11 protein-coding genes are annotated in these 14,279 nt (G+C 60.0%); 9 read left to right on the top strand and 2 right to left on the bottom strand.

The genetic code is table 11. The features are described from left to right. Positions 1–193: 193 nt before the first annotated feature. The 4 genes from NKG60_RS05565 to NKG60_RS05580 all read left to right on the top strand — a co-directional run bounded on the left by NKG60_RS05565 (position 194) and on the right by NKG60_RS05580 (position 4,519). Entirely contained in the window at positions 194–1,492 is a 1,299-nt protein-coding gene (locus NKG60_RS05565; protein WP_352974325.1) for a polysaccharide biosynthesis/export family protein, read from the top strand. Between the two features lie 35 nt (positions 1,493–1,527). Continuing rightward, positions 1,528–2,697, top strand: coding sequence for a glycosyltransferase family 4 protein (locus NKG60_RS05570; protein ID WP_352974653.1), 1,170 nt, complete (start codon positions 1,528–1,530; stop codon positions 2,695–2,697). A 285-nt stretch (positions 2,698–2,982) separates the two neighbouring features. After that, positions 2,983–4,011: a glycosyltransferase family 4 protein gene (locus NKG60_RS05575; RefSeq protein ID WP_352862808.1), complete on the top strand. Its 1,029-nt coding sequence runs from the start codon at positions 2,983–2,985 to the stop codon at positions 4,009–4,011. Positions 4,012–4,114: 103 nt separating this feature from the next. Next, on the top strand, positions 4,115–4,519 hold the full coding sequence (locus NKG60_RS05580; RefSeq protein ID WP_352862807.1) for a recombinase family protein: 405 nt from the start codon (positions 4,115–4,117) through the stop codon (positions 4,517–4,519). Between the two features lie 29 nt (positions 4,520–4,548). Here NKG60_RS05580 and NKG60_RS05585 read toward each other — a convergent pair whose 3' ends face one another. Together NKG60_RS05585 and NKG60_RS05590 are read right to left on the bottom strand one after the other, a co-directional pair. Next, on the bottom strand, positions 4,549–5,463 hold the full coding sequence (locus NKG60_RS05585; RefSeq protein ID WP_352862806.1) for a right-handed parallel beta-helix repeat-containing protein: 915 nt from the start codon (positions 5,461–5,463) through the stop codon (positions 4,549–4,551). A gap of 151 nt (positions 5,464–5,614) precedes the next feature. Further along, positions 5,615–5,776: a hypothetical protein gene (locus NKG60_RS05590; protein WP_352862805.1), complete on the bottom strand. Its 162-nt coding sequence runs from the start codon at positions 5,774–5,776 to the stop codon at positions 5,615–5,617. Positions 5,777–5,978: 202 nt separating this feature from the next. Between NKG60_RS05590 and NKG60_RS05595 the strand changes: the two genes are divergently transcribed. The 5 genes from NKG60_RS05595 (at position 5,979) to NKG60_RS05615 (ending at position 13,325) form a co-directional block, all read left to right on the top strand. Then, the gene (locus NKG60_RS05595; RefSeq protein WP_352974327.1) at positions 5,979–7,640 is read left to right on the top strand and encodes a GMC family oxidoreductase; all 1,662 of its coding nucleotides are present in this window, start codon (positions 5,979–5,981) and stop codon (positions 7,638–7,640) included. 34 nt (positions 7,641–7,674) lie between these two features. Beyond that, on the top strand, positions 7,675–8,835 hold the full coding sequence (locus tag NKG60_RS05600) for a glycosyltransferase (RefSeq protein WP_352862803.1): 1,161 nt from the start codon (positions 7,675–7,677) through the stop codon (positions 8,833–8,835). Between the two features lie 435 nt (positions 8,836–9,270). Beyond that, on the top strand, positions 9,271–10,716 hold the full coding sequence (locus NKG60_RS05605; RefSeq protein ID WP_352862802.1) for an undecaprenyl-phosphate glucose phosphotransferase: 1,446 nt from the start codon (positions 9,271–9,273) through the stop codon (positions 10,714–10,716). A gap of 522 nt (positions 10,717–11,238) precedes the next feature. Beyond that, positions 11,239–12,327: a PqqD family peptide modification chaperone gene (locus NKG60_RS05610; RefSeq protein WP_352862801.1), complete on the top strand. Its 1,089-nt coding sequence runs from the start codon at positions 11,239–11,241 to the stop codon at positions 12,325–12,327. Further along, on the top strand, positions 12,318–13,325 hold the full coding sequence (locus tag NKG60_RS05615; RefSeq protein ID WP_352974329.1) for a nucleotidyltransferase family protein: 1,008 nt from the start codon (positions 12,318–12,320) through the stop codon (positions 13,323–13,325). Before NKG60_RS05610 ends, NKG60_RS05615 begins: the two co-directional genes overlap by 10 nt. Positions 13,326–14,279: the final 954 nt, after the last annotated feature.

A 14,279-nucleotide genomic window follows, 5' to 3' on the forward strand; every position in this document is an offset into this window, starting at 1 on the left:
TGATTTGCCCGCTCATACAGCCGTGCCGGTTCCATGAGGAGTGCCTCGAATGAGCCAGCGAACCAGCCATTTTCCTCGGCCTCGGCCATGCCTCCTCTGGTAGCATAGGCTGTCCATTGCGCAGGTTCGCCCGCGCCGGAGAAACCCGTGCTACGTCGCCCGTAGAGATACGGGGGACCCCGTTAGGTGACCCATGAACCTGTTGAGATTCTTGCTGTCGGCGCTATCGATGACCATGGCTTCGACCCGCCTCGCTTCGTTCGCTGGCGCTATCGCTCTGATTCCGACAGCGGCACTTGCCGACTACACGCTACAGCCCGGAGATACGCTGGAAATATCAGTCCCCGGTATTCCGGATTTCAGGCAGCGATTGCTGATCGGAGTGGACGGCGAGGTGAATTTAGCGCTGGTTGGAGCGGTTCACGTCAGTGGCCTTTCCATTCAACGAGCGCAGGCAATAATCGCTGGCAGTCTCGCCAGTAAACAGTATCGGCGGGGGGCCGAGGACGGCCGTGAAATAACGCAGTTTATCCAGACCGACCAGGTCTTCGTTTCGCTTGCCGAATACCGGCCCATCTATGTTTATGGTGATGTGGCCAAGCCGGGAGAGTACATCTTCCGGCCGGGTATGACCGTCCGACAGGCTGTGGCGGTTGCGGGTGGCTACAGCGCTGCCCAGGTTCGCATCGCCAATCCGCTTATGGAAGCGGCCGATTTCCGTTCCGAGTACAAAGCCCTATGGGCGCAATTCGCAACGGAACAGACTCGCATTTGGCGCCTTCGCACCGAACTCGGCGAAGAAGTCGAATATGTCGAGAACGGGCAGGTGCCTGAGGCGCTCGCAGAACGATTGAAGCAAACGGCAACGGCGCATATCGAAGCTCGTCTGTCAGACAGTGAAAAGGACAAGGAGCTTCTGCGACGTGCTGTGGAGGACACCAGCCTGCAGCTGGGGCTCCTGTCTGAAAAGAAGAAGAAGGACGAAGAGGGAAGCCAGGCCGACACCGACGACTACGAGAGCGTCAGGACGCTGTTTCAGAAGGGCCTGGCGCCGACCACGCGACTATCTGAAGCCCGTCGAGCGGTGCTTATGTCATCAACCCAACTGCTCGATACGATCGTCCAGGCATCGAACATCGAGCGCCAGCGCGGCGAATATGTCAGACAGTTGAACAAGATCGACAGTGAACGACAAATCGCGGCCTTGGGAGAGCTACAGGAGGCCTATATGAATCTGGCCCAGATATCGGCGCGTCTTGAGGGTACTGCGCAGAAGCTGGCGCTTACGGGTCAAGGGCAATCCACCTTGCTGACAGCCGCGGGTCGGCCCGAGATCTCAGTCCATAGGAAGCGAGAGCAGGGCGCCGAGACGCTCCCCGCCAGCGAAGATTTCGGGCTTGCGCCCGGCGACGTTGTGGAGGTCGTTTTGCCAAAAGTCGACTTTTCCGGAGCCGTCGCGTCGTCGCCCCGGCCGTCCGGGGTGCCGAACTGAGATTCGGACGGGGCGGGACTGCAATGCGCGTCTTGATGGTTCATAATTTCTACCAGATAAGAGCCGGAGAGGACAGCGTGGTTCGGGAGGAGTTCGCGTGCCTCAAGCAGAACGGGATCGACGTCGAGCTGTTCTCCGCCACAAATGACGATATCGTGCGCGTCGCGCGGAGAATTTCTACCGCCCTGGGGGTTATATACAACCCTCATTCACGGCGGGCCCTGTCCCGAAAATTGGCGGAATTTTCACCGGATATCGTCCATATCCACAATTTCTTTCCTCTCCTGAGCCCCTCTATCCTGGATGCGTGCCGCGAGGCCGGCGTGCCATCAGTAATGACCTTGCACAATTTCAGGATTCTCTGTCCCAGCGCCTTGCTTTATCCCGATGAGAGGCTTCGGGAGCGAAGTCTGCGCCACGCCTGCTGGTGGACCGTTCCGAAGAAGGTCTACAGGAATTCCCTGGCGGGCACGCTCGCCGTTGCCGCAATGGTCGAGTTTCACAAGAGAGCCGGCACCTGGTCCCGCAAGGTCGACCGCTTCATTGCCCTTACCGACTGGGCCAGGCACAAGCTTGTGGAAGGCGGCCTGCCGGCCGAACGTATCGTCGTCAAGCCGAATGCCGTTGCCAGGCCGCCGAAATTCGGTGACCTTCGTCGCAATGGAGGGCTGTTCGTCGGACGACTGGATGAGCACCACAAGGGAGTGGCCACGCTGCTCGAGGCGTGGAAGAAGATCGACTATCCGTTACGGATCATCGGCGACGGGCCGTTGGCTCCGCTCGTCGAGCAATCTGCGGGCAAGCGGGTGGAATATCTCGGGCGTCAGTCGCGCGAGACGGTGCTGAAGGAGATGCAGGCTGCAGCATTCCTGCTCTTTCCGTCGAAAGGGTGTGAATTGTTTCCCATGACCGTCATCGAGGCCTTCGCAAGCCGGCTGCCGGTCATCTGCTCGAAGCTGCCGTGGATCAAAGGGGTCGTGGAGCCGGACGTCACCGGCCTTGTCGTTCCTGTCGGCAATGCCGGCGCGTTGGCCGATAAGGTGCGCTGGGCGCTTTCAAACCGATCTGCCTTGGAGGAAGTGGCAAGCCGGGCCTATGCCGCCTATCAGGAGCAATACACGCCCGAAGCAAACTTCAATCGTTTGATGGCCATCTATGAACCCCTGGTGAGGCGCCCGATCCGGGCCTTCGCGGCAGTCTCGTGAGGTGAGCCGGAACATGCGCCGGCAGGAAACGACTTTAGGGCAGATCAAGCTTTCACGCGTCAACGAGCGCAGGGCGGGCCGAGGTACTGCCCATTTGTCGTTTATCGATTGGCGCCGAGGATCGATCCTGCCGCCTCGCATACTTCGGAGAGGTCCTCATTTGCTTCCATTGCTGAGATACGGTGCAACGGGACGCAGCGGCCGCCCGCAGGCTGCTATTTTTGACGGTTTGATCGAATGCGCATTGTCTTGACCCGGCGCGAACCTTTGGATTCACCTGATGGCGTGAGCATCTTCATTGTGGCACTTGCCCAGGCGTTGCTCGAACTGGGGCACCAGGTGCAGATTGTGGTCGGCACCTTCGAAAGCCGCCCAAAATTCCAGCGACTTCTTTCGCCTCGCCTCGAGTTGCCGATAATCGGATTGAGCCGCACGCCGTTGACCGGACCGGCCTCAGTCGCGGCATGGCTGCGGGCGATCGGTATCATCAATCAGTTCCGGCCGGACCTTGTCATCCACAGCGAGACGATGCCGCTGCCGCTGCGTGGCACGATCGTCCAGGTCGTTCACGATCTCGAGAGGCGGAAAGGGGCGCTTGCGCCAGAATGGCGAGCCATTCGACGCGCGAGCATGCGGCGCTGCCATTACGTCGTCGCCACCACGACCGAGCTTCAGGAGGAACTGGTGCGAGATCTTGGGCTGCCAAGCGACCAAATCCTGAAAATTCCCAAATGCATCGATCTCGAGTCATATGCGTCTCGCGGGCTGGCAGAGCGCGAGCGGGCAATCGTTCACGCCGGCACCTCGCCGTACAAAGTGCCGGAGGCTACTATCCGGGCATTCGGCGCCCTCAATGACGCATCTGTAAGGCTCTACGTGACAGGTGACATCACAAGACCGGTGCAGGAGGCGGTCGATGCTCTTTCTGAACCGATAAGGGGGCGCGTAGTCCTTCTCGGCATGGCAGAGGGAGCATGCGTTCGCGAGCTACACAGCCGCGTTCGCGTCGCCGCTTTCCCCACGCGTTATACGGTTCCTGTCGGCTCGGCAACGGTGATGGAGGCGATCGCCAGCGGCACACCCATCGTCGGGACCTCAAGGCTCAGCCGGGATCTCCTGGCGGATGGGGTGAATGGGGCAGTGGTCGAGCCACAGCCCGAGGCGATGGCCGCAACACTAAAGGCGGTGCTGGACGATGATGACCTTTGGTCGCGCTTGTCGACAGGTGCCCGCCAGTGGGCGGGACGGTTCGATGCACGGGGAATCGCAAAGCAATATCTCGAGCTCGCGGATCTCTCCGGATATGGGAGATGATAAAGGGACTGCCGAGCCGCGGCAGCATTCAGGCTCCCAGATTCGGCGGCTTCGTCGAGCACCTTGGAGCCTCGCTGAAAGCTTCTTACGATTGGAGAATGCGATGATCATCGGCTACTGTCGTATCAACACCTTCGAACCCGCTGCCAGACTGGAAGCGCAAAAGCTTTATCTTGCCCGCTTGGGAGCCGAGAACTACTTTTGCGAGAAGACTAGCATATTCGGTTCGACGCCGGAGCTGGAGAGGGCGATCGAATGTGCCAGGAAAGGAGACGTGATTGCGGTCACGAAGCCGTACCGTGTTGCGCGTACAACCCGTGAAGTGCTGTCGCTCATCGAAAGGCTTGGCAGCAAGGATGTCGGTCTTCGCATCGTCGACACACCTATCGATACGAGCACGACGACCGGACGCATGATTCTCGCATCGGCGCCTCTCTGGACGCTTGGGATGTCGCCGTCGCGCTCAATGCTATTAGACCTGCTTCTCTTTTGGCGTCGTCGTCGGTAAGTCGGATTCGACGTACCAGCGCACTCTACTCACTGCCAGTTGAAGGCGAGCCGCAATGCCGGTCTGGGCTCAAATGGCTTGCGCTCGATGGACCAACCGGCATTCACGGCCGCCCTTTGCCAGATGATGTTGCCGGGATTGGCGAGTGCGTAGACGCAGCAGTCCCTAACACTGTGCTTTTCAGCGCCTTCTGATATCCGCGTATGGAACGACAGGCCGTTGGAGGTCGGGGCGTCCCTGCCGTCCCGTGGCTCATTGTACGTGTCCCGGCTCCGGCAGCGGTTGAACGCACAACCGCCACTGCCGACCTTACCCTGAGGAACGGCCGAGAAGGCGCCGTTGCCCTGTTGAACGGCATCGACGTCATCGACCAGACAATTGAAGCTTCCCTCCAGCATGACGCCGACGCCTGTGGGGCTGTTATTGTAGAAGACGAGTCCACGTCGAATTGTACAGCGGTCCGAGTGAAAGGCCGAAATGTTGTCCTCGGTCCAGGAGGTGGGACCGTTCTCGGCCGAGAATTCTTCCAGGCTGGTATCCGGAGAGCGGTCGAACTGCACATTCTGTCCACGGGGGAACGGCCCGCGCGCGTCGTGGAGTTCGAGGAAGCTCATCTGGGTGCCTGGAGACTCGAAGACATAGATATTGGAGGAGCCGCGGGACGCCTTGACACGGATGATGATCGCATCCGGGCAGCTTTCCAGCTCTATGTTGTTGCGGTTCCGACTTGGCCCGGTCACCGAGGGGGGAGCGCCGACATGATCGATCTCGAGATCTTGCAAGCGTATTCCGGCGGCTCCGCGGGCGTATATCCCGCTGCCCATGGCATGACGAATGCGGCAGCTGCGGACGATGACACCCTGATGGAGTGCCGTGATCCCGTTGCCATAGGGGGCGTAAATGTCAAGATTTTCAATGATCTGCCCATCCGCGCGCGTGAGCACGGGTCCGCTTGGACGCGGAAGGGAGACGGCACCCCCGAACCATTTATCGTCCGATTGCCCCTGGGCCAGAGGCACCGCTGCACCGACGGCACCCGAGGCAGGCAGCGCTAGCAGCCCGGCAAGGAGACGGCGCCGATTAAGGCGCCGGGGTTCAAGAGACTGCCGGCCGCGCGACATGGAATCTTTCAGCCCGCCCAGTTCGGGTGCTAAACGTCGACTCGGCTTGTGCCGAGACGTCGAGATGGCCAACGAGATGCAGATAGACCCTGCCTCTCGGCAAGGCGGCTTCTTCGACCAGGTTGTCGTCAGGCATCCCCATTTCCCCTGTGCGCCAGCGGCGCAGGTTCCCGAATGCACATCGGCGGCAGGCCGATGCACGCACAGCACTCCACACACCATCTCTCCATTCTGCCCGCCGCGGAAGCCCTTCATAAGGCTTAACCCCGATGGGCAAAGTGCCATCGGCCGGATTCCCTGCCATTCTTTGAAGCTGGTAACAAGCGGAGCGCGAGGCGATGTCGGTTGAAGGGGACGTCTTTGACTATGTGATCGTCGGAGCCGGGGCGGGAGGTTGCGTCTTGGCCAACCGTCTGGCGGCTGACGGGACCAATATGGTCTGCCTGCTCGAGGCGGGGCCGGCCGACAGCAGCATCCTGCTGCACATTCCGGCGGGACTCTACAAGACATCCTCGAATCCGAAATATGCCTGGCAGTTCGAAACGGAGCCTAGTCCGGGGACGGCCAACCGTTCTATTCCGATGTCGCAGGGCAAGACACTAGGCGGTTCGACCGCAATTAACGGCATGAACTACAACCGCGGCGCGGCTGCGGACTTCGACGAGTGGGCCCACGAGGGCAATCGAGGCTGGGGCTACGCCGACGTGCTGTCCTATTTCAAGAGAACCGAGCGGAGGCTTGGGGCATGCGATCCCTTCTACCGCGGGACGGACGGACTGCTTCCAGTTACCGATTGCGATTGGCGACATCCACTATGTGATGCATTCATCGAGGCCGCGGTCAATGCCGGCATCCCGCGTAATCCCGACTACAATGCAGCAAGCCAGGCCGGTGTGGGCTACTATCAGCGCTATATCGATAACGGATGGCGCGTGAGTGCAGCACGGGCTTTCCTACGACCGATCGCCAGAAAGAAGAACTTGGACGTCCGAACGAACGCGCAGGCCACTGCCGTCGTGTTCGAGGGAAAGCGTGCCATCGGCGTTCGATATGGACGAGGAGGGCCGGGTCATCCCACGAGCTGTGTGAGGGCCCGTCGAGAGGTGATCCTCTCCGCTGGCGCGGCGAACTCACCAAAGCTGCTGCAGCTGTCTGGCGTGGGTGCTGCGAGTATTCTCTCCGGACTTGGAATTCCGGTTGTGCACGAATTGCCCGGTGTCGGTGCAAATGTTCAGGACCACTACATAGTCCACCTGATCGCCCGGGTGGAGGGCATCGAAACGGTCAGCGGACACGGCTTCGCCCTCCTGCGCGAGGCAGCGAAATGGATGCTGGGCCGCCCTAGCTTTCTCGCCGTCAGCCCGTCGCTCGTCTACGGGTTCGCCAACTCGCGGGATCTTCACTCCACCCCCGATATCCAGCTTGACCTTGCCCTGGGCAATCTTACCGATCACGGCGGCGCGCGGCGGTTTCCGGTCATCAAGCTTGGCTATTATCAGTTGCGGCCGAAGAGCATCGGACATGTTCGGGCGGTCTCGGCAGATCCGTCTCAAGCGCCGCTGATCCAGCCCAACTATCTCGCCGATGATCAGGACCGACAGGTCGTCATCAACGGCATGAAGACTGTGCAGCAGCTGTTTAGGGCCCCCGAGCTCAGGCGCTACAACTGCACGGAAGAGCTTCCCGGCCCGAAAATAACGGACGACGCCGACCGGCTGCAGTTTGCCCGCGAAACCGGGCTGACAGCCTATCATTTGTGCGGATCGTGCCGGATGGGCCCATCCAAAAGTGTTGAATCTGTCGTGGACGACCAGTTGCGCGTCCACGGCCTCGAGGGCCTGCGGGTCGTTGATGCTTCCATCATGCCCTCCGTTCCCTCGGCCAACACTTCGGCCGCTGTCTTTATGATCGCGGAAAAGGCAGCAGACATGATCCTGGGTCGGCAACCCCTCCCGGCACTGGGGCACTATGCGCCGGGCCAACCTGTGGCGGCCGAATAGTTGAAAGTCGAATGACAAGTGCCGGGAGAATTCCTTGAAGAGACGTACACTGGTTGCCTCTGAATTCAATGCGAAGGATCGGGCTCACTTTGCGTCGGCGTATGAGTTTTGCCGTATCGTTGCCGAATGCGAGGATGCCGATCTGATCGCCCCTGGCATCGACAACTACCTAACGAGACGCTTTCACGCCATCTTGCCAAAGCACGACCGTCACAACGTCCAGCGTGACTTCAATAGACTGACAAACGCGTTTCGCAAAGGGCTGGGGTTAATGAACGCGCCTAGCATTGAGCATGTTCGGCTCACGCAAGATTATGACCTTTTCTTCTTCGTCGCCTGGAGTCCGCAAAGCCTTGTAGAATTGTCTCGGATCCACGACTGGCGCCGCCGATGCAAGGTTGCTGTCGCGTATCTATTCGAGCTCTGGTCGAGCACTCTCGAAGAGGACCGCCGATATCTGAAGCTCCTGGACCAGTTCGACCACGTGTTCCTGTTGCACAGCGCGTGCATACCGCGCCTGCCTCAATACACCCGCACGCCCTGTTCCTTTCTTGCCACGGCTGTCGACGGCCTCATTGCCACCCCGTATCTATCGCCGGTCAAACGCGTGATCGACGTATACTCGATCGGCAACCGAGCCGCGAAGATACACGGACAGCTTCTGAAGCTGGCCGAAGAGCGGGGCCTCTTCTATCTCTACGACACGCTCGCAAGCACAGATTCCCGGGTGAAGGCCTGGCATGAGCATCGTTTGCTGCTCGCCAATCTCATCAGGCGCACTCGCTATTTCATGGCTTTCAGTCCAGCGACGCTTGCAAACTCCAAGGCCGTCACGGTTGCCGGCGAGCAGGTGCTGCCTGCCCGTCTTTTCGAAGGGGCCGCGGGGGGCGCCGTCATGCTTGGGACCGCGCCGCAATGCGCCGAATTCGGCGCGCACTTCGACTGGCCAGACGCCGTGATCGAGGTATCACCAGACTCCAGCCATATCGCAGACGTAATTGGCGAACTCGACGCAAACCCCTGCCGTACGGAATTGTTGCGCCGGACAAGTACGGTCCGTTGCCTGGAGATGCACGATTGGGTCTACCGTTGGGATCACATCCTAGCCACGATCGGCATGGAGCCGCTCCCACGCCTCCACGCTCGCAAGCTCCAGCTGCGACGGATCGCCGCCGATGCTATGGCGCTCGCCTAGGCGATCAGGCCCGAAAATGAGACCCGGTTTCGGGTTCGGCGCTCAGCGACGCCCAAACAAAGAGAAAGGGCGGCAGTTTCGGACCGGTCGCTTCCATCGGAGCGTCCGCCGCCTCAGGCGTGCGCGCGAGAGTATATCATTTCGAGGTACTCGGAAGGCTAACAGGCGCCGGAAGCGGGCAAGGAAGGTCGGTGTGTCCGCCGGCTCTACCCTTTGGGGTTAGAGCTTATGCCGAATTGGATTCGCGCAGTGTCGCTGCCATTCTCTGGCCATTCCCCGTGCTACCGCAGCCACCGCAACCGAACTTCGCGTGAAGGGGCAATGATCGCAGGCGACGGGTGCCACGTCACGCTGGGCACTCCGGTGGTTTTCAGCAGAGGAGGGGGTCATCGCGATGTTGGTCGATGAGTGCGGCTTCGAACGCAGGTGAACGTCATGGCACTTCTTCATGAAGGCCCCCGTGCGGGCGCCACGTCAAACGCACCGCGGTGGAACGCGCACGTCAAGGTCAATGTTCTTCTGCAGTCGTTTCCGCTTCTCGAGGCAATATACGTCGTGCTGCTCAGCATCGTCTCGGGAATGCTATATGATTTTGTGAGTTTCGGACATTTCGGCGAGTACGGCCGGAACTTCGGGCTCGGTGTTGCTGTAGCCGCCCTTTTTTCGACTTCCGCATATGCGCGCGGCCTGTATCTGAGTTCCGAGCTGCGGTCGCTGGCCTCTCAGATCAAGGAGGTCGCGCTGATCTGGACGGCGGTCTTTCTTTGCCTGTCGGTTGTGGCGCTTGCACTCAAGGTGGGAGACATGTTTTCGCGCCAAGCCGTCATGCTGTTCTTCGTGACGGGACTTGGCGGCATCATCTTCGTGCGCCTGGGCGCCGGACGACTGTTTGCCTCCTTGACCAGGTCGGACATGCTTGCCAAACCGCAAGTAGTGATCGTAACGCAATCGGACGTGCGCGTGCCAAGTGGCGTTGTCCAGGCAATCGAGGCTTCCGGATGCCAGGTCTGCCAAACGATTACATTGCCGGCTGCATCCAGCGAGAGCTCGCTCCTTGAGTGTATGGATAAGCTCATTGAACATGTGCGTCGGCGTTCTGTCGACGAGATCGTCCTTGCTGTCAGTTGGGCTGACATATCCCTGATTGAGAAAATCACGGCCCACCTTTGCGTGGTCGCGGTACCCGTAAGGCTCCTTCCGGACCACGTCGTTAGCGCGCTCTTGAAGCGACCTGTCGTCAACCTGGGGGGGACGAGGGCGATAGAATTGCAAAGCGCGCCCCTGACGGCGCCTCAGCTCCTGATGAAGCGGCTCTTCGATCTTGTGCTGACCACTGTCGCCCTCCCATTTCTTCTGCCCCCTTTGGCCGTTGTAGCGGCGCTGATTGCGCTCGAATCCAGGGCACCGGTGCTCTTCTGTCAGCGTCGGGCCGGGTTCAATGGCCGCACGTTCAAGATCTATAAGTTCCGAACCATGACGATCCTGGAGGACGGGCCCGTTGTCCCTCAAGCCTGCAGGGGCGATCCCCGCATCACCCGCGTTGGGCGCATATTGAGAAGGTTCAGCATCGACGAGTTTCCACAGCTATGGAACGTGCTGAAGGGCGACATGTCGTTGGTAGGCCCACGGCCGCACGCGCTCGCGCATGACAGCGAATACAGCCAGATCATCTCTCTCTATCCGGCTCGGCACAAGGTGAAGCCGGGGGTCACCGGCTGGGCACAAATAAATGGCTGGCGCGGCGCCACGCCTGATGTCCACATGATGATCAAGCGTGTCGAACACGATATGTGGTACGTCAACAACTGGTCGGTCTGGCTCGACGTAAAGATCCTGCTTCTGACCGTCCCCCGCATCTGGACGGGGCGAAACGCCGTCTAGCCCAACTTGGCCGATTCGAGACCGCTGGAGGCGATTTTGTGTGGCAAGTGATTGATTTGCAAGGAGTGGCGGCTGGCCGACGATCCATCGATTAACTGCCAAGCGACACCTCATTCGGAAAAAGCGAACCTCTTCTTCGACCTTATCAGTTGAATACGACTTTGGGTGAGGCTCGACACCATGAGAGGTGCGGCTCTACTACAAAAGGCGCTGTTACAGAACAACCGAACGCAAGCGATGATCAGTGCGAAAAACAGCGACCGCTCAATGCATAATCTGCGACCTCAGGCAAAAGTGCCCGCACGGCAACGGCGTTGGCAAGTTGCCGCTTTGGGAGCGGAGGGGGAATGCTATGGCTCGAAAGGTTGACGAAGATCGTGTCTCTCTGGTCGTGAGTTCCACTCGAATCGAACGATCTCCACGCCCAGACAAACGAGGATGACGGCTTCTGTGAGCCCGCAACAAACCCGAACCACTGACCGAACTGCGGGGCCTCCCCTTGTAGAGTATGCTACGGCGAGGTTGGTTCCCCAAGGTCGGCTTGCATGCATCAAAGGGCAAAATATCCTGCTCAGTTCAAGGCAGGGGGCAGTTTTTACGCTCAACGACACTGCGGCGGATATCTGGCGCTCGCTTGAAGAAGGCGTGCCGGTCCAGGCTATCTTGGGCGAGATGGCAGCCCGTGGCGTTGATAGGCAAGAGGCCCATGGCTATGTCGAGGCTGCCCTTCAAGACTGGGAACAGCTCGGCCTAATCCAGCCGGCTCCACCGCCGGGCCCAACCGCAGCTCATCAACATATCTGCCAGGTCGTTGCTGTTCCAGGCGTGTGTGTGCGCATACTGTATCCGGCGGCCGTCGCCTTTCCGGCCTCGACCGTATTTCAGCATCTCGAAGTTCGAAACAGTGCCGTCGACGTCCTATTCCATCTGGTTGAGCGTGGGCAGCGGATCCACCTGTTCCGAAACGGCCACTGGACTGATTCCTGTGGTCGAGACGAGATACCCATTATGGTCAAAGGGCAACTGCTGGCCGAAGTGCTTGGGCACAGTGAATATGAACTCGCTCTGCATGCGGCGGCGCTGTTCAAGAACGGCCGCACGCTCCTCCTTTGTGGTAACCCTGGCTCGGGCAAGACCACCCTGACACTGGCGCTGGTCCACGCGGGGTTTGGCTTCGCGGCAGACGATGTGACACTTCTCGACTCGGCCGGACAAGGTGTCGGCCTTGCTTTTGCGCCTTCAGTCAAATCGGGATCATGGTCCATTCTCGGACAATATTTCCCCGAACTCGGCAGGTCTCGGGTTTACCGGCGTCCCGATCGCAGGCGTGTGCGTTTTCTTGTGCTTCGGGATCATGTCCCTCCCGTTCCCCGGCCGGTGGGCTGGGTGGTCTTGCTCTGTCGGACGCAGGATGCCAAACCTTCCCTGCGGGTGATTGACCCGACCGAGATCCTGCGTGGCTTGCTGAACGGTGCCTTTGCGCGGAATAATGAGCTAAGTAGCACTGCGTTCGACGTTCTTTGCCAAGTCATCCGATCGGCAGAGGGGTTTTGCCTGACCTATGCCAACTTGGGTGACGGCTTGGAACTGCTGAAGGCGGCATGCCGATGAAGCCCACCAGGGATGCGCTGGAGGCCCTGATCGCGGGACTTAACGGCCGCCTGGTGGTAACGGCCGACTGGCTGGCGGTAATTGCACTCGCCAACCACACTCTGCTTACGCCCGTCTTGTTCGCCACTCTTGCGCACACGGGCCAGCGTGACCGGCTCCCCGAAGAGGTGGGCCAGTATCTTCAGTTCATTTACCGCTGCAACCGGGAACGCAATTTGCGCTTGCGCAGGCAGCTGAATGAAGCCGTTGCTGCCCTCAATCAGGGGAGCGTCGTTCCGGTCCTGCTCAAAGGGGCCGTTCCCTTGTTCCTTTCATCGAGCGGCAGGGTTCCCGACAGAATCATGAGCGATCTCGACTTGGCTGTGGAAACAACCAAAGAAGGGGCTGCCCGGGCTTGTCTTGCCAAGCTTGGCTACGCCGAAGTGACGGTCGCTGGTGGCATGGCGCGCCCGCAAGATGTCGGTCTCCTGGAGCTCCGGCCATACCGCGAGATTGACCGTGAGCCCCCGAGACTTGCACGCCGTCACGGCCTTAGGGCGAAAATCCCCGCCCCACAGTCGCGGGCCCTCCACTGGATGATGCATGATCTCATCAAGGAGGCGGACTACTGGCGCGGAAGGACCGACTTTCGCCACCTTTATGATCTGGCACGGCTGGCGGAACAGCATAAGCTGGATTGGGCGGCGCTCCGAACATCCTTGCCCGACCAGAGCGCGCGGAATGCGTTCGATACTCAACTCTTGACCTTGAGTCACTTCTTTGGCGTCAGCGCACCGGCGCAATATGTGCGGCGTCCATGGGTTCGCTTTCAACACTGGCGGCGCGTCTTCCCCTTGTACCATCCCGTCCTCGGCGTTCCATTGCGCCTGGTCGGCAATTCGCTGTGGGGTATGTGGCGACTCCTACATGGCGATGGTTTGGGCCGACGGAGTCCGCTCGACTTTGGACGGCGCGCCACCACCATCCTCCTTGACGGCGATCTCGGGTCAAAAGCGTAGTAATACTTAATTTCCTGAATTGTATCTTGATGGCGCCTTGTCTTCACGAAAGGCAAATGTCAAATTAGGGCGCTGGATTTATTACTCAAGGATGGGAGCAAGTTCGATGAAGCGCGGGGAGACAGACAACCATACCCAGGAAGAACAGGCGCGTCGAGAATTTCTAAAGAATGCCGGGCGTTTTGCTGTTGTAACGCCTCCATCCATTGCTCTGTTGCTTGGCACGAGCTTAAACTCGCAAGCTATTGCCGCATCGCATGGCGCACGTCCCGGCAATGGAGGGGGCGACACGAACCACATCCACTCTGGTCCACCTGGCCGCAATTGACCCTTCCGCGTCTGCGCGGTCCATCCTGATCCGGTCTAAGGAAGGGTCGGCCGTAAGGATGTCAGCAGCGCATGCCGAAACTGAACGCGTCTTAGAGGTTGCTCAAGTAGGGGAGCACGGTCCGCGTTACTTCCTCCTGAAGCGCGTCCGCCGGCAACGGTCTGCACCTCGCCGATCGCGACTGGCGTCGAGAGCGCCTTGAACGAAGGCTGTCGGATCCCGGCAGGAAGGCCCTCGGCAACATTGTTGATGTCGATTGTTGATGTCGACCGGCGACTCTTCGCCGAACGGTCAGAGTGCCGTCATCAGGATGATCTCCAGCAAGGTTTCGCCGGCGCGAACCCACGGCTCCGATCGTGTGTATCTTAAAGCCGACAACGCTCCCGGACCGCGGTGCGCGTATTTCGGTCGGTTGAGCACGTCATCTGCTTTTCGCCAGCTTCGGCGAGCTTGGCGACTTGTCTCGGCAGTCGTGACCAGTTGCTGCCGTCGCTCGTCCGCCCGAACGTAGCGCCGGCACCGCGGCAGCCCGTCTGGGATGGAGAGCGCGCCGGACCGCCGGCGTCAGAGGCATGCGTCCGGCAATCGGCGGGTTCTCGTGGAGTATGCGTTCCAGGCGCACATGG

It is taken from the genome of Mesorhizobium sp. M1428 (genome assembly GCF_040317515.1).
Lineage (GTDB): Bacteria > Pseudomonadota > Alphaproteobacteria > Rhizobiales > Rhizobiaceae > Mesorhizobium.

What these genes read in the sequence shown, in the direction of transcription:
- NKG60_RS05565 (WP_352974325.1), top strand. Translation starts at nt 194, where the DNA reads ATGAACCTGTTGAGATTCTTGCTGTCGGCGCTATCGATGACCATGGCT.
- NKG60_RS05570 (WP_352974653.1), top strand. Translation starts at nt 1,528, where the DNA reads ATGGTTCATAATTTCTACCAGATAAGAGCCGGAGAGGACAGCGTGGTT.
- NKG60_RS05580 (WP_352862807.1), top strand. Translation starts at nt 4,115, where the DNA reads ATGATCATCGGCTACTGTCGTATCAACACCTTCGAACCCGCTGCCAGA.
- NKG60_RS05590 (WP_352862805.1), bottom strand. Translation starts at nt 5,776, where the DNA reads ATGCCTGACGACAACCTGGTCGAAGAAGCCGCCTTGCCGAGAGGCAGG.
- NKG60_RS05595 (WP_352974327.1), top strand. Translation starts at nt 5,979, where the DNA reads ATGTCGGTTGAAGGGGACGTCTTTGACTATGTGATCGTCGGAGCCGGG.
- NKG60_RS05605 (WP_352862802.1), top strand. Translation starts at nt 9,271, where the DNA reads ATGGCACTTCTTCATGAAGGCCCCCGTGCGGGCGCCACGTCAAACGCA.
- NKG60_RS05615 (WP_352974329.1), top strand. Translation starts at nt 12,318, where the DNA reads ATGCCGATGAAGCCCACCAGGGATGCGCTGGAGGCCCTGATCGCGGGA.